The organism is Paracidovorax konjaci (assembly GCF_900112675.1).
Lineage (GTDB): Bacteria > Pseudomonadota > Gammaproteobacteria > Burkholderiales > Burkholderiaceae_C > Paracidovorax > Paracidovorax konjaci.
Genome location: NZ_FOMQ01000001.1, coordinates 202,416 through 220,709, shown reverse-complemented (window position 1 = coordinate 220,709; position 18,294 = coordinate 202,416). Strand labels below are relative to the sequence as shown.

Annotated in this window: 13 protein-coding genes; 12 read left to right on the top strand and 1 reads right to left on the bottom strand. The window is 70.0% G+C overall.

Annotated features, from left to right (window positions below; all coding sequences use genetic code 11):
- The first annotated feature begins 17 nt into the window (after positions 1-17).
- Entirely contained in the window at positions 18-1,835 is a 1,818-nt protein-coding gene (gene ggt / locus BM144_RS00915; RefSeq protein WP_092948892.1) for a gamma-glutamyltransferase, read from the top strand.
- Positions 1,836-1,921: 86 nt separating this feature from the next.
- Here the strand turns inward: ggt and BM144_RS00910 are convergent, their stop codons facing one another.
- Positions 1,922-3,256: a glycerate kinase type-2 family protein gene (locus BM144_RS00910; RefSeq protein WP_092948890.1), complete on the bottom strand. Its 1,335-nt coding sequence runs from the start codon at positions 3,254-3,256 to the stop codon at positions 1,922-1,924.
- A 141-nt stretch (positions 3,257-3,397) separates the two neighbouring features.
- Here BM144_RS00910 and BM144_RS00905 point away from each other — a divergent pair, with 141 nt between their 5' ends.
- The 11 genes from BM144_RS00905 (at position 3,398) to BM144_RS00855 (ending at position 18,264) form a co-directional block, all read left to right on the top strand.
- Complete coding sequence (locus BM144_RS00905) at positions 3,398-4,063, top strand: GntR family transcriptional regulator (protein WP_092948888.1); 666 nt, start codon at positions 3,398-3,400, stop codon at positions 4,061-4,063.
- A 34-nt stretch (positions 4,064-4,097) separates the two neighbouring features.
- A complete protein-coding gene (gene puuE, locus BM144_RS00900; RefSeq protein ID WP_175525905.1) occupies positions 4,098-5,057 on the top strand; it encodes an allantoinase PuuE in 960 nt (319 codons plus the stop codon).
- A 4-nt stretch (positions 5,058-5,061) separates the two neighbouring features.
- On the top strand, positions 5,062-6,840 hold the full coding sequence (gene uraD / locus BM144_RS00895) for a 2-oxo-4-hydroxy-4-carboxy-5-ureidoimidazoline decarboxylase (protein WP_092948886.1): 1,779 nt from the start codon (positions 5,062-5,064) through the stop codon (positions 6,838-6,840).
- Positions 6,837-8,066, top strand: a complete 1,230-nt coding sequence (locus BM144_RS00890) for a M20 family metallopeptidase (protein WP_092948884.1) — start codon at positions 6,837-6,839, stop codon at positions 8,064-8,066. The genes uraD and BM144_RS00890 overlap by 4 nt, the downstream gene beginning before the upstream one ends.
- A gap of 163 nt (positions 8,067-8,229) precedes the next feature.
- Complete coding sequence (locus tag BM144_RS00885; RefSeq protein ID WP_092949506.1) at positions 8,230-9,507, top strand: C4-dicarboxylate transporter DctA; 1,278 nt, start codon at positions 8,230-8,232, stop codon at positions 9,505-9,507.
- A gap of 90 nt (positions 9,508-9,597) precedes the next feature.
- Positions 9,598-11,433 (top strand): methyl-accepting chemotaxis protein, encoded by a 1,836-nt coding sequence (locus BM144_RS00880; protein WP_092948882.1) that lies wholly within the window; start codon positions 9,598-9,600, stop codon positions 11,431-11,433.
- Between the two features lie 22 nt (positions 11,434-11,455).
- A complete protein-coding gene (locus BM144_RS00875) occupies positions 11,456-12,151 on the top strand; it encodes a GntR family transcriptional regulator (protein ID WP_092948880.1) in 696 nt (231 codons plus the stop codon).
- Positions 12,152-12,370: 219 nt separating this feature from the next.
- On the top strand, positions 12,371-13,879 hold the full coding sequence (locus tag BM144_RS00870; RefSeq protein WP_245783473.1) for an NCS1 family nucleobase:cation symporter-1: 1,509 nt from the start codon (positions 12,371-12,373) through the stop codon (positions 13,877-13,879).
- Positions 13,880-13,885: 6 nt separating this feature from the next.
- On the top strand, positions 13,886-14,659 hold the full coding sequence (locus tag BM144_RS00865; protein WP_092948878.1) for an aspartate/glutamate racemase family protein: 774 nt from the start codon (positions 13,886-13,888) through the stop codon (positions 14,657-14,659).
- 125 nt (positions 14,660-14,784) lie between these two features.
- Positions 14,785-15,591 (top strand): GntR family transcriptional regulator, encoded by an 807-nt coding sequence (locus BM144_RS00860; protein ID WP_092948876.1) that lies wholly within the window; start codon positions 14,785-14,787, stop codon positions 15,589-15,591.
- 372 nt (positions 15,592-15,963) lie between these two features.
- Positions 15,964-18,264, top strand: coding sequence for an NADP-dependent malic enzyme (locus tag BM144_RS00855; protein ID WP_092948874.1), 2,301 nt, complete (start codon positions 15,964-15,966; stop codon positions 18,262-18,264).
- Positions 18,265-18,294: the final 30 nt, after the last annotated feature.

Genomic DNA, 18,294 nt, shown 5'->3' with positions numbered 1-18,294 from the left:
GGAAAGGGCTCCGACCGATGACCTCCCCCCACCTCCAACGCCCCTGGCTGCTGGCCGGAAGCGGCGCCCTCGCGCTGCTGTCCATCGCGGGCTGCGCCCAGATCCCCGGCGCCGCGACGCCCGCCCCCGGCGACGTGCCGGCCGCGGAGAACGCACCCGTGCAGACCCCGGCCGCCCGTGCGGCGGGACGGGCCTACGACATGGACATGGACGTGTTCCACCCGGTGGTGGCGCGCAACGGCATGGTGGCGTCGGAACAGGAGCTGGCGTCCAAGGTGGGCCTGGACATCCTGCGCGCGGGCGGCAACGCGGTCGATGCCGCCGTGGGCGTGGGCTTCGCGCTGGCCGTGGTGCTGCCCAATGCGGGCAACCTGGGCGGCGGCGGATTCATGATGGTGCACGACGCGAAGACCGGCAAGAGCGTGGCGCTCGACTTCCGAGAGGTCGCGCCCCGCCAGGCCAGCCGCGACATGTACCTGGACGAGAAGGGCAACGTGATCGACGGCAAGTCGCTGCACACGCACTATGCGGTGGGCGTGCCCGGCACGGTGGCCGGGCTGGAACATGCGCTCAAGTCGTGGGGCACGATGCCGCTTGCCAAGGTGATCGCCCCCGCGGTCGCCCTGGCCGACAAAGGCTTTCCCGTGAGCCTCACGCTGGCCAAGACACTGGCGCAGGAGCGCGACAACATGGGCCGCTGGCCGGCCACGCGCCAGATCTTCTGGCGCGGCGACGCGCCGCTCAAGATCGGCGACCGGCTGGTGCAGAAAGACCTCGCCCAGTCGCTGCGCCTCATCTCGCAGCAGGGCGCCAAGGCGTTCTACCAGGGCCCCATCGCGCGCCGCATCGCGGCCGAGATGGCGCCCTACCCCGGCGCCATCACCCTGCAGGACCTGCGCGACTACGAAGTGGTCGAACGCAACCCGGTGCGCGGCACCTACCGCGGCTTCGAGGTGGTCACCATGCCCCCGCCGTCGTCGGGCGGAGCGCACCTCGTGCAGATCCTCAACATGCTGGAGCCGCAGCCGCTTTCGCAATGGGGCGCGGGCAGCGCGCAGACCATCCACACCATGGCCGAGAGCATGAAGCTGGCCTACGCCGACCGCTCCGAATACCTGGGCGATCCCGACTTCGTGAAGGTGCCGCTCAAGGGCCTGACCTCCAAGGCGTACGCCGCGTCGCTCGTGAAGACGATCGACCCGAACAGGGCGCGGTCCGCCAAGGACATCAAGCCCGGCCAGCCCCAGCCCTACGAGAGCGACCAGACCACGCACTACTCGGTGGTGGACAAGGCCGGCAACGCGGTGGCCGTGACCTACACCCTCAACACCAACTTCGGCAGCGGCATCGTCGCCAAGGGCACCGGCATCCTGCTCAACAACGAGATGGACGACTTCGCCGCCAAGCCCGGCGTGGCGAATGCCTACGGCCTCGTGGGCGGCGACGCCAACGCGGTGGCGGGGGGCAAGCGGCCGCTTTCGTCCATGACGCCCACGCTGGTGCTGAAGGACGGCAAGCCGATGCTGGTCACCGGCAGCCCCGGCGGCGCACGCATCATCACCACCGTGCTGCAGACCGTGGTCAACGTGGTGGACTTCGGCATGAACCCGGCCGAAGCGGCCGCAGCGCCCCGGGTGCATCACCAGTGGACGCCCGACGAGCTGCGCATCGAGAACGGCTTCTCCCCGGACACGCTGGCGATCCTGAAGTCGCGCGGCCACAACCTGGCCCTCAAGCCGTCGATGGGCCGCACGCAGACCATCCAGCTCAAGGACGGCATCCTCTACGGCTACTCCGACCCGCGCAACCCGGACGGCAAGACGCTGGGCTATTGACGGCCCACGCCGAGACCCTGGCCGCCTCCGGGCGGCTTTTTCATGACCGAAATGGCCTCATGCCGCCGGATTCATTCAATAGTTTGCTACAAAATCAATAGCGCACGGAAGTCATTCACGTTGGTGTGGGTCGGGCCCGTGACGACCAGGTCGCCGAGCGCGGAGAAGAATCCGTAGGCGTCGTTGCGCGCCAGGTGGTCGTCCACGCGCAGGCCGGCCGCGGCGGCGCGGTCGAGGGTGTCCGGAGCGACCCGCGCGCCGGCGTTGTCCTCCACGCCATCGATGCCGTCGGTGTCGGCCGCCAGCGCCCAGACGCCCGGCTGGCCCTGCAGGGCCCGCGCCAGGCCCAGGCAGAACTCGCCCGCGCGGCCGCCGCGGCCGCGCGGGGTGCCTGCCGGGCGCTCGCGCACCGTCACCGTGGTCTCGCCGCCCGAGAGGATCACGCAGGGCCGCGCGAAGGGCTCGCCGTGCAGCGCCACCGCGCGCGCCAGCGCGGCATGCACCGCACCCACCTCGCGCGACTCGCCCTCCATTTCGTCGGAGAGCACATGCACCGCCATCCCTGCCGCGCGGGCCGCCTGGGCCGCGGCCTCCAGCGACTGGCGCGGCGTGGCGATCAGGTGCACTGCAGGGTCCGCGCCCGCATCGGGCTTGGGGGTTTCGAGCGCGCCGCTCTCCAGCGCGGCGCGCACGGCGGCCGGCACCTCGATGCGATGGCGGTCCAGGATGCGCAGCGCGTCGCCGCAGGTCGTCGCATCGGGCACCGTGGGACCGCTGGCGATCACGGCCGGGTCATCGCCCGGCACGTCGCTGATCGCGAGCGTCACCACCTTCGCGGGCGCGCATGCGGCGGCAAGGCGCCCCCCCTTGATGCGCGAGAGGTGCTTGCGCACGCAATTCATCTCCGCGATCCCCGCGCCGCTCTCCAGCAGGGCCCGGTTGATGCGCTGCTTGTCCGCCAGCGACAGGCCTTCGGCCGGCAGCGCGAGCAGCGCCGAGCCGCCGCCGGAGATCAGGCAGATCACGAGGTCGTCGGCCGTGAGCCCCTGCGCGAGCGCCAGCATGCGCTGCGCCGCCGCCTCGCCCGCCGCATCGGGCACGGGGTGGGCGGCCTCCACGATCTCGATGCGGCCCGACAGCCCTTCGGGCCGCGGCGGGATGTGGCCGTAGCGCGTGGCGACCAGGCCCGAGAGCGGGGCATCGGCCGGCCACAGCGCCTCCAGCGCATGCACCATCGAGCCGCCCGCCTTGCCCGCGCCCAGCACCAGCGTGCGGCCCCGCGGCACGGCCGGCAGGTGCGCGGCCATGCGCAGCGACGGCAGCGCGGCCTGGACGGCGACGCCATACAGGTGGCGCAGGAAGCGCGCGGGATCGGCGGCAGGATCGGGCGCGGCGGAGGATTGCAGGTGGTCGGTGGTCATGTGAGGGATTCTGGCGCACGGCCACAGCCCCGCGCCAGCGGCCGCCGCACCGCCCCGGTGCGGGTATTCCCCAATACGGATCACACTTTTGGTGTACAAAAACTGCATACAAAGCCGGGAGCCGCCCGCTATCATGCAGCGATGGAAACCTCCACCACCAGCGCCATCGTCGCGAGCCTGACCAAGGCCATCGTGGAGCACCGGCTGCTGCCGGGCGCCAAGCTGGCCGAGCAGAAGCTCGCGGACCATTTCGGCGTCTCGCGCACCCTCGTGCGGCAGGCGCTGTTCCAGCTCTCGCAGAACCGTCTCGTCACGCTCGAGCCTGCACGCGGCGCGTTCGTGGCGGCTCCCTCGGCCAAAGAGGCGCGGCAGGTGTTCGCCGTGCGCCGCATGCTGGAGGCCGAGATGGCGCGCGCCTTCGTGCGCGAAGTCACGCCCGCGCGCATCCGCGCCCTGCGAGAACACGTGGCGCGCGAGAAGGAGGCGGTCGAGCAGGCCGACGTGCCAGGCCGCACCGAACTGCTGGGCGACTTCCACGTGCGCATGGCCGAGCTCATGGGCAACGAGGTGCTCGCACAGCTGCTGGGCGAGCTGATCTCCCGCTGCGCGCTCATCACCCTCATGTACCAAAGCGCCGACGAGGCCGCGCACTCGCACGAGGAGCACGGCCAGATCGTCAAGGCCCTGGCCGCGCGCGATGAAGCACTGGCCGTGCGCCTCATGGACGAGCACCTGCGCCATGTGGAAGCCAGCCTGGCGTTCGACCGCGAGCACCCGCCCAACGAACTCTCACGCGCCCTGTCCTGACGCCCCTCCATTCCCCGCACCGCAAGCCACCGACATGACCGCCCTGCCGCTCTACGACGCCACCCTGCCCTACCCGCGCGACCTCGTGGGCTATGGCCGCCACCTGCCGCACGCTCGCTGGCCCGGCAGCGCGCGCATCGCCGTGCAGTTCGTGCTGAACTACGAGGAAGGCGGCGAGAACGCCACGCTGCACGGCGATGCCGGCAGCGAGCAGTTTCTCTCCGAGATGTTCAACCCGGCGAGCTACCCCGACCGGCACATGAGCATGGAGGGCATCTACGAATACGGCTCCCGCGCAGGCGTCTGGCGCCTGCTGCGCGAGTTCGAGCGGCGCGGCCTGCCGCTCACCGTGTTCGGCGTGGCCACCGCGCTGGCGCGGCACCCCGAAGTGGCCGCCGCGTTCGGCGAACTGGGCCACGACATCGCCTGCCACGGACTCAAGTGGATCCATTACCAGAACGTGCCCGAGGAGGTCGAGCGCGCGCACATGGCCGAGGCCATGGACATCCTGCGCAAGCTCACGGGCGAGCGCCCGCTGGGCTGGTACACCGGCCGCGACAGCCCCAATACCCGCCGCCTGGTCGCCGATTACGGCGGCTTCGCCTACGACAGCGACTATTACGGCGACGACCTGCCGTTCTGGATGAAGGTGCGCAAGACCGACGGCACCGACGCCACCCAGCTCATCGTGCCCTACACGCTGGACTGCAACGACATGCGCTTCGCGCTGCCCCAGGGCTACTCGCACGCCGATCCGTTCTTCCAGTACCTGAAGGACACGTTCGACGCGCTCTACGCCGAGGGGGACCCGGCCGGCGACGACCGCCCCAAGATGATGAGCATCGGCATGCACTGCCGGCTGCTGGGCCGGCCCGGCCGCATCACGGCGCTGCAGCGCTTCCTCGACCACATCCAGCGGCACGAACGCGTCTGGGTGTGCCGCCGCATCGACATCGCGCGCCACTGGGCCGCGACGCATCCCGCCCCGGAGTAACGCCATGCCCCTCACCCTCGACCACTTGAACACCGCAGCGCCGGCCGATGCCCTGCAGCTGCTGGACGGCCTCTACGAGCACTCGCCGTGGATCGCGGAGGCGGCGCTGCGCGAACGGCCCTTCCGCTCGTTCGCGCACCTCAAGCATGCGCTGGTGCGCGTGCTCGGCCAGGCGCCGCGCGATGCCCAGCTCGCGCTCATCCGCGCCCACCCCGAGCTGGCCGGCAAGGCCCTGGTGGCGCAGTCGCTCACCGCGGAATCCGCCCACGAGCAGTCGCGGGCAGGCCTGGCGCATTGCACGCCCGAGGAGTTCGAGCGCCTGCAGCAGCTCAATGCGGACTACAACGCGCGCTTCGGCTTCCCGTTCATCCTGGCGGTGCGCGGGCCGCGCGGCACGGGCCTCACGCGGCAGGAGATCATCGACACCTTCGCGCGCCGGTTGAACAGCCACCCGGATGCGGAGTGGGCCGAAGCGCTGCGCCAGATCCACCGCATCGCGGAGATCCGCCTGAACGACAAGGCCGGCACTGCGCCGGCCCTGGGCGACGACGTCTGGGACTGGCAGGAGCGCCTCGCCCAGCACAGCGACCCGGGATTCGCCGAGCAGGGCCAGCTCACCGTCACCTACCTCACCGATGCGCACCGCGCCTGCGCGCAACGCATCAGCCACTGGATGCGCGACTGCGGGTTCGACGAGGTGGAAGTGGACGCCGTGGGCAACGTAGTGGGCCGCTACCACGCCGCGTCGCCCGGCGCCCGCTGGCTGATGACCGGAAGCCACTACGACACCGTGCGCAACGGCGGCAAGTACGACGGGCGCCTGGGCATCTTCGTGCCCATGGCCTGCGTGCGCGCGCTGCACGCGGCAAGCCGGCGCCTGCCCTTCGGCATCGAGGTCGTCGGTTTCGCGGAGGAAGAGGGCCAGCGCTACAAGGCCACCTTCCTGGGCTCGGGCGCGCTGATCGGTGATTTCCGCACCGAATGGCTCGACCAGCGCGACGCCGAGGGCGTGACGATGCGCCAGGCCATGCAGCATGCGGGCCTGTGCATCGACGACATCCCGAAGCTGCAGCGCGACCCGGCGGCCTACCTCGGCTTCGTGGAGGTGCACATCGAGCAGGGCCCGGTGCTGAACGAGCAGGGCCTGCCGCTGGGCGTGGTCACCTCGATCAACGGCAGCGCGCGCTTCGTGTGCGAGATGCTGGGCGTGGCCAGCCATGCCGGCACCACGCCCATGGACCGCCGCCGCGACGCCGCCACGGCCGTGGCCGAACTGGCACTCTACGTGGAGCGGCGCGCGGGGCAGGATGGCGATTCGGTGGGCACCATCGGACAGCTGCAGGTGCCGGACGGGTCGGTCAACGTGGTGCCCGGCCGCTGCACTTTCAGCCTGGACCTGCGCGCACCCACCGATGCCCAGCGCGACGCGCTCGTGGCCGACGTGCTGGCGGAACTCGCCGCCATCGCGCAGCGCCGCGGGCTGCGCTACACGGCCGAACGGTCCATGCTCGCGGCCGCCGCCCCCAGCCACCCGGCGTGGCAGCAGCGCTGGGAGCGAGCCGTGGACGCCGTGGGCCTGCCGGTCTTCCGCATGCCCAGCGGCGCCGGCCACGACGCCATGAAACTGCACGAGATCATGCCCCAGGCCATGCTGTTCGTGCGCGGCCAGAACGGCGGCATCAGCCACAACCCGCTGGAGAGCACCACGAGCGACGACATGCAGCTCGCCGTGGAGGCTTTCTCCCATCTCCTGAACCAACTCGCCAACGAACCCACCCCATGAGCACCTACGCCCACATCGACGCCTGGATCGACCAGCATTTCGACGAGGAAGTGCAGTTCCTGCAGTCCCTCGTGCGCGTGCCGACCGACACGCCCCCCGGCAACAACGCCCCCCACGCCGAGCGCACCGCCGAACTGCTCCAGGACTTCGGCTACACGGCAGAAAAGCACCCCGTGCCCGAGGCCGAGGTGCGTGCCTACGGCATGGAGTCGATCACCAACCTCATCGTGCGCCGGCCGTACGGATCCGGCGGCCGCACCATCGCGCTCAACGCCCACGGCGACGTGGTGCCCCCGGGCGAGGGCTGGACGCACGACCCCTACGGCGCGGAAATCGAAGGCGGCCGCATGTACGGGCGCGCCACGGCCGTGAGCAAGAGCGATTTCGCGTCGTTCACCTTCGCGGTGCGTGCGCTGGAGGCCGTGGCCCGCCCCGAGCGCGGCGCGGTGGAACTGCACTTCACGTACGACGAGGAATTCGGCGGCGAACTCGGCCCCGGCTGGCTGCTGCGCGAAGGCCTCACGAAGCCCGACCTGCTGATCGCCGCGGGCTTCAGCTACGAGGTGGTCACCGCGCACAACGGCTGCCTGCAGATGGAGGTGACCGTGCACGGCAAGATGGCCCACGCCGCCGTGCCGCACACGGGCGTGGACGCGCTGCAGGGCGCCGTGCACGTGCTGAACGCGCTCTATGCACAGAACCTCCTCTACCAGGGCATCACCTCGCAGGTGCCCGGCATCCGCCACCCCTACCTGAACGTGGGGCGCATCGAGGGCGGCACCAACACCAACGTCGTGCCCGGCAAGGTGTCCTTCAAGCTGGATCGCCGCATGATCCCCGAGGAGAACCCCGCCGAGGTGGAGGCCACCATCCGCCGCGTGATCGACGAGGCCGCCGCGGGCTTGGAGGGCATCCGCGTGGAGGTGCGCCGCCTGCTGCTGGCCAACGCGATGACCCCGCTCGAGGGCAACCGCCCGCTCGTGGAAGCCCTGCAGCGCCACGCAGAGGCCGTGATCGGCGAACGCCCCCCGGCCCTGGGCACGCCCCTCTACACCGATGTGCGCCTGTACGTGGAGCGCGGCATTCCGGGCGTGATCTACGGCGCGGGGCCGCGCACGGTGCTCGAATCGCACGCCAAGCGCGCCGACGAGCGGGTGGAACTCGAGGACCTCCGGCGTGCCACCAAGGTGATCGCCCGCGCATTGCACGACCTGCTCGCCGCGTAGCGCGCCGCACACGCTTTTCTCTCTTGCCGGGCCGCGTGCCCGGCTTTTTTTCGTGCGCACGCGCCACACCCCGGGAATACCCGCAGCGCGCTCGGCCGTTTCATGTCTACATTTTTTGTATGCAAGTTTGGCGCACAACTGCGCCCACAGCCGGGAACCCTCCATGCAACGCTTCTTCCGCTCCCTCTTCGGCCGCGTCGTGCTGGCCCTCATCGCAGGTGTCATCGTGGGGCTCGTGTGGCCCCAGTGGGCCGTGCAGCTCAAGCCGCTGGGCGATGGCTTCATCAAGCTCATCAAGATGCTCATCCCGCTGGTGGTGTTCTGCGTCGTGGTGCATGGCATCGCCGGCACGGGCGACCTGAAGCGGGTGGGCCGCGTCGGCATCAAGTCGCTCATCTACTTCGAGGTGGTCACCACCATCGCGCTGGGGCTGGGGCTGGTGCTCGCCTTCGTGTTCGAGCCCGGCGTGGGCATGAACGTGGACCCGCGGGCCCTCGATGCCTCCGCCATGAGCGCCTATGCGGACAACGCCAACAAGCTCTCGGGGGGCGGCTTCAGCGATTTCCTGCTCAAGCTCATTCCCACCACCGCGGTCAGCGCGTTCTCTTCGGGCGACGTGCTCCAGGTGCTGCTGTTCTCGATCATCTTCGGCTGCGCACTGGCGCTGGTGGGCGAGCGCGGGGCACGCGTCGTGGGCCTGATCGAAGACTTCTCGGCCGTGCTGTTCAAGGCGATGGGCCTCATCATCCAGCTGGCGCCGCTGGGCGTGCTCGGCGCCATCGCGTTCACCGTCGGCAAGTACGGCATCGGCTCGCTCAAGCAACTGGGCATGCTGGTGGGCCTCTTCTACCTGGCCGTGTTCCTGTTCGTGGCCGTCGTGCTGGGGCTGATCATGCGGTTCTCGGGCTTCAGCCTCTTCAAGCTGCTGCGCTACCTGCGCGAGGAGCTGGCGGTCGTCTTCGCCACCACGTCGTCCGACAGCGTGCTGCCCCAGGTCATGGCCAAGCTCAAGCACATGGGCGTGCGCGATTCGACCGTGGGTCTGGTCATCCCCACGGGGTATTCGTTCAACCTGGACGCGTTCTCCATCTACATCACGCTCGCGGCCGTGTTCATCGCCCAGGCGACCAACACGCCCATCACCATGACCGACCTGCTGACGATCCTGGCCATCTCCCTGGTGACCTCCAAGGGGGCGCACGGGGTGCCCGGCTCGGCGATCGTGGTGCTGGCCGCCACGCTGCATGCCATTCCTGCCATCCCGGCCATCGGCCTGGTGCTCGTGCTCTCGGTGGACTGGTTCATGGGCATCGCCCGGGCGCTGGGCAACCTGATCGGCAACTGCGTGGCCACCGTGGCCATCGCCGCCTGGGAGGGTGACATCGACCGCGACCGCGCCCATGCCGTGCTGGACCAGCGCGAAGTTCCGCCCAATGCCTGACGAGCGCATTTGCAACACTGCGGGTAATACGTAAACAAAAGAAACAAAGCTGCGGTGTAATGAAGCGCTTCATTGCATGAAGGCCTAGCCATGCTCCAGACATTGCGTTCCAAGATCCTGTTCATCAGCACTGCCACCGTGGTCTGCGCCCTGGCGGTCACAGGAGCCGCCACCTACACCATCACCCGCGCCAGCACCTTCCAGACCATCGAGCAGGATCTGGACGCCGTCGCTGCCGGCAACACGATGGCCATCGACCAGTGGGTGGCAGCCAAGGCGTCCGCGGTGAACGCCACGGCCGCGGTGATCGAACACGGCGATCCGCAGGGCTTCGTCGCGCACATGGGCAAGGCCAACGGTTTCCCGATCACCACGGTGGGCTGGGAAGACAAGACCTTCTTCTCCACCACCAAGACCGCGCCGGGCTACGACCCCACGGCGCGGCCCTGGTACAAGACCGGCGTGCAGGCCGGCAAGCTGGCCGTCACCAAGCCCTATGGCGACTCCACCACGGGCGTGCCCTACGTGGCCTTCGTCGCCCCGCTGCTGCGCAGCGGCAAGCTCGAAGGCGTGCTGAGCGGCGCCGTGCCGCTCGATGGCGTGCGCGAGGTGGTCGCAGCCATCCGCCCCACGCCGAGCAGCCTGGGCTTCGTGGTCAACAGCGACGGCCAAGTGCTGGCCCATGCCGATGCCAAGCTGGCGCTCAAGCCCGCCACCGATATCTCCCCCCTGCTGACCCCCGCCACCCTGGCTTCGCTGGCCACGGCGAGCCGCCCGCTCGAAGTCGAGATGGGCGGCTCGCCCAAGCTGCTGCGGGGGCGCCCCGTGCAGGGCACCGACTGGACCCTGATCGTGGCGCTCGACAAGGGCGAGGCCACGGCGGGCCTGCGCAGCGTGCTGCAGACCCTGGCCATCGCCATCGTGCTGCTCGCCCTGGCCGCGGCCGGCGTATCGGCCCTGCTGACGGCCACCTCGTTCCGCCGCCTCTCGCAGGTGCGCGACGCCATGGACCGCATCGGCTCGGGCGGCGGCGACCTCACCCAGCGGCTGCCCGTGTCGGGCCGCGACGAGGTCGCGCAGATCGGCTCCTCGTTCAACGCGTTCGTGGAGCAGATCGCCACGGTGCTCAAGGACGTGCGCCACGGCGTCGAGTCGATGAAGACCGCCACCGACGAGATCCGCGCCGGCAACCAGGACCTCTCCAACCGCACCGAGGGTTCGGCCAGCGCACTGCAGGAGACCTCCGCCTCGCTGTCGCAGCTCACGGTCACCGTGAAGCAGTCGGCCGATGCGGCGGCCCAGGCCACGCGCCTCGCCAATTCGGCCAGTGCCTCCGCGCTCAAAGGTGGCGAGGTCGTCGCCGGCGCGGTGAGCACCATGGACGACATCTCCAAGGCCTCGTCGAAGATCGGCGAGATCATCGGCGTGATCGATTCCATCGCCTTCCAGACCAACATCCTGGCGCTGAACGCCGCGGTCGAAGCGGCCCGTGCGGGCGAACAAGGCCGTGGCTTCGCCGTGGTGGCCGGCGAGGTGCGCAGCCTCGCGCAGCGCAGCGCCGAAGCCGCCAAGGAGATCAAGACGCTCATCGACGCCTCGGGCGCCAGCGTGGTCACGGGCACGCAGCGCGTGCGCGCCGCGGGCGAAACCATGGGCGAGATCGTGGACGGCATCCAGCGCGTGACGCAGATCATCGGAGAGATCAACGGCTCCATGGCGGAGCAGAGCGCCGGCATCGGCCAGATCAACCAGGCCGTGGCCGAGATGGACCGCGCCACGCAGCAGAACGCCGCGCTGGTGGAGGAATCCACCGCCGCATCCGGCGTGCTCAACGACCAGGCGCACAACCTCTCGCGCACGGTGGCGGGCTTCACGCTCGACGGCGATGGCGCGCAGGGCCCGGCGCATCTGGCGTTGCCGCGCTGACCCGCATTCGCCACGGAGGCCGATGGGCACCAGCCAGAGCCAGATCGCGCAGCAGGTCGTCGAGTCCATCCTGGCGCAGAAGCTCGCACCCGGCGAACGGCTGGGCGAGCAGGAACTGGCCGATCTCTTCGGCGTGAGCCGAACCACGGTGCGCGAGGCATTGATGCAATTGCAGGCGCGCGGCTTCATCGAAGTGCGGCCGCGGCGCGGCTGGTACGTGGTGGAACCGTCGGTGGACGACGCGCGCGATGCCTTTTCTGCCCGCCGCATCATCGAATCGGGCATCCTGGCCGGGGCCGGCCGGCCATTGCAGCACAGCGTGGTGCCCCGCCTGCGGGCGCACATCGCCGAAGAACGGCAGGCCATCGACGGCGCGGACGCGGCCACCCGCGCATTCCTGCTGGCCGACTTCCACGTCTGCCTGGCCGAAACCCTGGGCCACCGCACCCTGAGCGACATCCTGCGCGACCTGACGGCACGCACCACGCTGGCAGCGTCGCTCTACCAGTCGCGGCACGAGGCCAGCGCTTCCTGCGCGGAGCATGCCGCCATCGTGGAAGCCCTGGAGGCCGGCGACACCGCCCTGGCGCGCGAACGCATGCTGGCGCACATCGGGCATGTCGAGGACGCGCTGGACCCCGGCCAGCCGCGGGCCCACGACCGGCTGCGCGACTCGCTGGCGCCTCTGGCCGCCGCCGCCAGGCCGGCGGCCGGCTGACCCCGCCCAGCCTGCACCCCGCCCCTCTGCAACCCGGCCCGGCCCGGCCCGTGCAGGCGCCGCCTGCCTGCATCCGCGCCACTCCAATGGCAACCGGGTAAGCACCAAGCTCCGCCGCCCGATTGCGCCTTTGAATGCATCCATTTTTTGTATACAAACTCGGATGCATTCATGCCCGCCGCATTCCACAGGTTACGGGCCATGCAACCAGGAGACACCATGCCCATTGCCAGCAGTCCCGACACCGTTGCAAGCGCCGCGGCCACCGAGCCGCCCCGCCCGCCTTCCAGTGCATCGCCGCATTCCGGCAACGCGCTCATCAAACCCGGCTACGACCCGCGCCTGACCAACGACGACCTGGCGCCGCTGAAAAAGCAGACCTGGGGGCAATACAACATCTTCGCGTTCTGGATGTCGGACGTGCACAGCGTGGGCGGCTACGTCACCGCCGGCAGCCTGTTCGCGCTGGGCCTCTCCAGCTGGCACGTGCTGGTGGCATTGCTGGTGGGCATCGTGATCGTGCAGTTCTTCTGCAACCTGGTCGCCAAGCCCAGCCAGGTGACCGGCGTGCCCTACCCGGTCATCTGCCGCGCCTCCTTCGGCGTGCTGGGCGCGAACATTCCGGCCATCATCCGCGGCCTGATCGCCGTGGCGTGGTACGGCATCCAGACCTACCTGGCTTCCAGCGCCTTCATGATCCTGGCGCTGCATTTCTTCCCCTCGCTCGACGTGTATGCCGATGTGGCGCAGCACGGCTTCGTGGGCCTGTCCACGCTGGGCTGGGTGTCGTTCATGGTGATGTGGGTGCTGCAGGCGCTCGTGTTCTGGCACGGCATGGAGGCCATCCGCCGCTTCATCGACTGGGCAGGCCCCGGTGTCTACGTGGTGATGGCCATCCTGTGCGGCTGGCTGGTCTGGAAGGCCGGCTGGAAGAACATCGACCTGAACCTGGGCGGCGTGCGCTTCCAGGGCTGGGATGCGGTGCCGGTGATGCTCTCGGCCATCGCGCTGGTGGTGAGCTACTTCAGCGGCCCGATGCTGAACTTCGGCGATTTCTCGCGCTACGGCAAGAGCTTCGATGCCGTGAAGAAGGGCAACTTCTGGGGCCTGCCGGTCAACTTCGTGTTCTTCTCGCTGCTCACGGTGATCACCACCGCCGCCACGCTGCCCGTGTTCGGGGAACTCATCACCGACCCGGTGCACACCGTGGGGCGCATCGATTCGACCACCGCCGTGGTGCTGGGCGCGCTCACCTTCATGATCGCGACCATCGGCATCAACATCGTGGCCAATTTCGTGTCGCCGGCGTTCGATTTCTCCAACGTGGCGCCGCAGCACATCAGCTGGCGCACGGGCGGCATGATCGCCGCCGTGGGCTCGATCTTCATCACGCCCTGGAACCTCTACAACAATCCGCAGGTGATCCACTACACGCTGGACATCCTGGGCTCCTTCATCGGACCGCTGTTCGGCATCCTGATCGCCGACTACTACTTCGTGCGGCGCCAGAACGTGGTGGTCGACGACCTCTACACCATGGAGCCCGGGGGCCGCTACTGGTACAGCAAGGGCTACAACCCCCGGGCCGTGCGCACCATGGTTCCCTCGGCGCTGATCCCCATCCTCTGCGTGATCGTGCCGGCCTGGCGCGGCGCCGCCAGCTATGCCTGGTTCATCGGCATGGGCCTGGGCCTCGTCATCTACCTCGCATTGAACCGAAAGGGCTGAACCACCGTGCGCATCCAGATCATCAACCCCAACACCACCTGGAGCATGACCGAGAAGATCGGTGCCTGCGCGCGCGCCGTGGCGCGCCCGGGCACCGAGATCATCGCCGTCAGCCCCTCCATGGGCCCCGCCTCCATCGAAAGCCACTACGACGAGGCGCTGGCCGTGCCCGGCCTGCTGCAGGAGATCGCCCAGGGCGAGGCCCGCGGCGTGGACGGCTACGTGATCGCCTGCTTCGGCGACCCGGGCCTCAAGGCGGCGCGCGAACTCGCGCGCGGGCCCGTGCTGGGCATCGCCGAGGCGGCCATGCACCTGGCCAGCATGGTGGGCTCGCGCTTTTCCGTGGTCACCACGCTCGGCCGCACCATGGGCCAGGCCTGGCACCTGGCCGAGATCTACGGCATGGAGCGCTTCTGCGCCAACGTGCGAGCCTGCGAGCTGCCGGTGCTGGAACTGGAGGTGCCGGGCTCGGGCGCACGCGAGCGCATCACCGAGGAGTGCCGGCGCGCGCTGGCCGAGGACGGCTGCGACACGATCGTGCTGGGCTGCGCCGGCATGGCCGACCTGTGCGACCACATCGCAGGCATTCTGGGCGTGCCGGTGATCGATGGCGTGGCGGCGGCCACCACGCTCGTGGAATCGCTGGTGGCGCTGCGGCTGTCCACCAGCAAGCACGGCGAGCTGGCCCGCCCGCTGCCCAAGGCCATGGCCGGCGCGCTGGCAGGCTTCGCGCTGGCCGCATCGGAGCCCGCCCCAGCGCCAGCGCGCCGGCGGGCCTGAACGGCAGCGGCCGGACGCCATGGGCGCATCGGAAGCAGCGGGCGCAGTGGCCGACACGCAGTCGGCGGATCCGCCCGCGGCGCTGCTTTCCGCCCCCGCCCCACGCTTGCCGCGACAATCCCTCCATGCCCCGCGCCGCTTCCACCACCCCACCCCTGCCTTCCGCCCCCAGACCCGCGCGGCGCACGGGCGCCGGCCGGCCGGCCGCGCCGGCGAAGGCGCAGGAGGCTCCCGCGCCGGAGCCGGCTCCGCGCGAAGCGGCGCAGGTGTCCATCGAAGGCATCGCGCGCGACCTGGCCACCGCGATCGTCGAGAAGCGGCTGCCCCCCGGCACCTGGCTGCGCGAGGAAGCGCTCGGCCGCATCTACTCGGTGAGCCGCACCAAGGTGCGCGCGGCGCTGGTGATGCTGGCCAAGGACCGGCTGATCGAGACGATCCCCGACAAGGGCTCGTTCGTCAGCCGCCCGAGCGTGCAGGAAGCGCGCGAGGTGTTCGCCGTGCGCCGCATCCTGGAGAGCGAGGTCGTGCGCCTGTTCGTGGCGCGCGCGGGCAAGGCCGAGTACCAGCTGCTGGAGCAGCACATCCGCTTCGAGCGCACCACGCTGAGCGCGACGACCGGCCGCGTGCAGGAAAAGCTGCTGGGAGACTTCCATGTCGCGCTGGCCGAGGCCACCGGCAACCAGACGCTGGCCCAGCTGATCGGCGAACTGGTGGCGCGCAGTTCGCTCATCGCCATGCTCTACCACTCGTCGAACGATCCGCACTGCTCGTCCGGCGAGCATGCCGAGTTCCTGCGCATATGCCGCAAGGGCGATGCCGAGGCCGCGGTCGCGTGCATGGTGGACCACCTCGCGCGCATCGAGTCCAGCCTGGAGCTGGACGCCGAGCGGGCCGACCGGCAGCTCGACCTGGTCAAGGCGTTGCTGGCCTGAAGCGCCAGGCCCTGCCCGGGGCCTGCGGCGCGCATCACCGCCCGCCCACGCGCCCGGTCGGGATACCGTCACGGCAGGCGCCGAATCCGGTATCCTGCCCGCCTCCCTCACTGCCCGTGGCTATCCTTTTCTCCATGGCGCCCGTCGCGTCCTTCCTGCCGCACCCCGCCGCGTGGCCCGCCCCGCCGGCCACCACACCAGCCGCCCCTGCGGCCCCGTATCCGGGGCCTCCGCGAGGGCCTGCCGCCACCCCGGCAGGACATGGGCATCCCATGCGTACAACGCATGGAGCGGCCCCATCGGCGCCGCGGGCCTTGCAGTAAGCTCGACCGGACTTTTCCTGCCCACCCACTCCGCACACTCGTCATCCCTATGGCCCAAAACCTGTCCGCCGCGGAAGCGGCCCTGCGCGAAGCAGCCCTCGAATACCACCGCAACCCCAGCCGCGGCAAGATCTCCGTCACGCCGACCAAGCCCCTGTCGAACCAGCGCGACCTCTCGCTGGCCTATTCGCCGGGCGTCGCCTATCCCTGCCTCGACATCCAGGCCGACCCGTCGCTGGCGGCCGAATACACCTCGCGCGGCAACCTCGTGGGCGTGATCACCAACGGCACCGCCGTGCTGGGCCTGGGCGACATCGGCCCGCTGGCCGGCAAGCCGGTGATGGAAGGCAAGGGCTGCCTCTTCAAGAAATTCGCGGGCGTGGACGTGTTCGACATCGAACTCGCCGAGCGCGACCCGGACAAGCTCGTCGAGATCATCGCCAGCCTGGAGCCCACGCTGGGCGGCATCAACCTCGAAGACATCAAGGCGCCCGAGTGCTTCTATATCGAGCGCGAACTCTCCAAGCGCATGAACATCCCGGTGTTCCATGACGACCAGCACGGCACGGCCATCATCTCCAGCGCCGCGCTGCTGAACGGCCTGGAACTGGTGGGCAAGGAGATCGGCGCGGTGAAGGTGGCCGTCTCCGGCGCCGGGGCCGCCGCCATCGCCTGCCTGGACGTCATGGTCGGCCTGGGCGTGGCCCGCGAGAACATCTACGTGGTGGATTCCAAGGGCGTGATCTACGAGGGCCGCGGCCCGCTGGACGAATCCAAGGCACGCTACGCGCAGAAGACCGAGGCCCGCACGCTGGCCGACGTGGTGAACGGCGCCGACGTGTTCCTGGGCTGCTCGGCCCCGGGCGTGCTCACGGCCGAGATGGTCAAGACCATGGCAGACAAGCCCATCATCCTGGCGCTGGCCAACCCCGAGCCGGAGATCCGCCCCGAGCTGGCCAAGGCCGTGCGCCCGGACTGCATCATCGCCACGGGCCGCTCGGACTACCCGAACCAGGTCAACAACGTGCTGTGCTTCCCCTACATCTTCCGCGGCGCGCTCGATTGCGGCGCCACGAAGATCACCGAAGCCATGAAGCTCGCCTGCGTGCGCGAGATCGCCGACCTCGCCAAGGCCGAGATGAGCGACGAGGTGGCCGCCGCCTACGCCGGCAAGGAACTCTCCTTCGGTCCCGACTACCTGATCCCCACGCCGTTCGACGTGCGCCTGATCCTGCGCATCGCGCCGGCCGTGGCCAAGGCGGCCGAAGCATCGGGCGTGGCCACGCGCCCCATCCAGGACTACGCGGCCTACCGCGAGAGCCTCACGCGCTTCGTCTACCAGACCAGCATGTTCATGCGCCCCGTGTTCGCAGCGGCCAAGGCCGCCCTGCAGCGCGTGGCCTATGCCGAGGGCGAGGACGAGCGCGTGCTGCGCGCCGCCCAGGTGGCGCTCGACGACGGCCTGGCCAAGCCCATCCTGATCGGCCGCCCCGCGGTGATCGAGGCGCGCATCCAGAAGGCCGGCCTGCGCCTGCAGCCCGGCCGCGACGTGGAGATCGTGAACCCGGAAGACGATCCCCGCTTCCGCCAGTACTGGGAGGCCTACCACCGCCTCATGGGCCGCGACGGCATCACGCCGGAGGCCGCCAAGGCCGCGGTGCGCCGCTCCAACACGCTCATCGGCGCGCTGATGGTGCACCTGGGCGATGCCGATGCGCTGCTGTGCGGCCTGGTGGGCCGCTTCGACCACCACCTGGAGCACGTGCGCACGGTGATCGGCCTGAAGGACGGCGCCGCGGGCCTCGCCACGGTGAACGCGCTCACGCTGGACCAGCACACGCTGTTCATCGCCGACACCTACATCCACGAAGACCCGAGCGCCGAGCAGCTCGCGCACATCGCGCAGATGGCGGCCGAGGAAGTGCAGCGCTTCGGCCTGCCCCCGAAGGTGGCCTTCCTCTCGCACTCCAACTACGGCTCGTCCACGCGCCCCTCCGCACGCAAGATGCGGGCCGCACGCGACCTGTTCGCGCAGGCCGCGCCGCACATCGAGAGCGACGGCGAACTGCACGGCGACTCGGCCCTGTCGGAGAAAATCCGCCAGACCGCCCTGGAAGACAGCACGCTGACCGGCTCGGCCAACGTGCTCATCTGCCCGAACCTCGACGCCGCGAACATCCTGTTCAACGTGCTCAAGACCACGGGCAGCCATGGCACCACCATCGGTCCGATCCTGCTCGGCGCGGCGGCTTCGGCACACGTGCTGACGCCCTCGTCCACCGTGCGCCGCGTGGTCAACATGACGGCGCTGGCCGCCGCCAACGCCGCGGCCCACAAGGCAGCGCGCTGAACCTGCGCGCCACCTCCGCGCGCGCCGCGC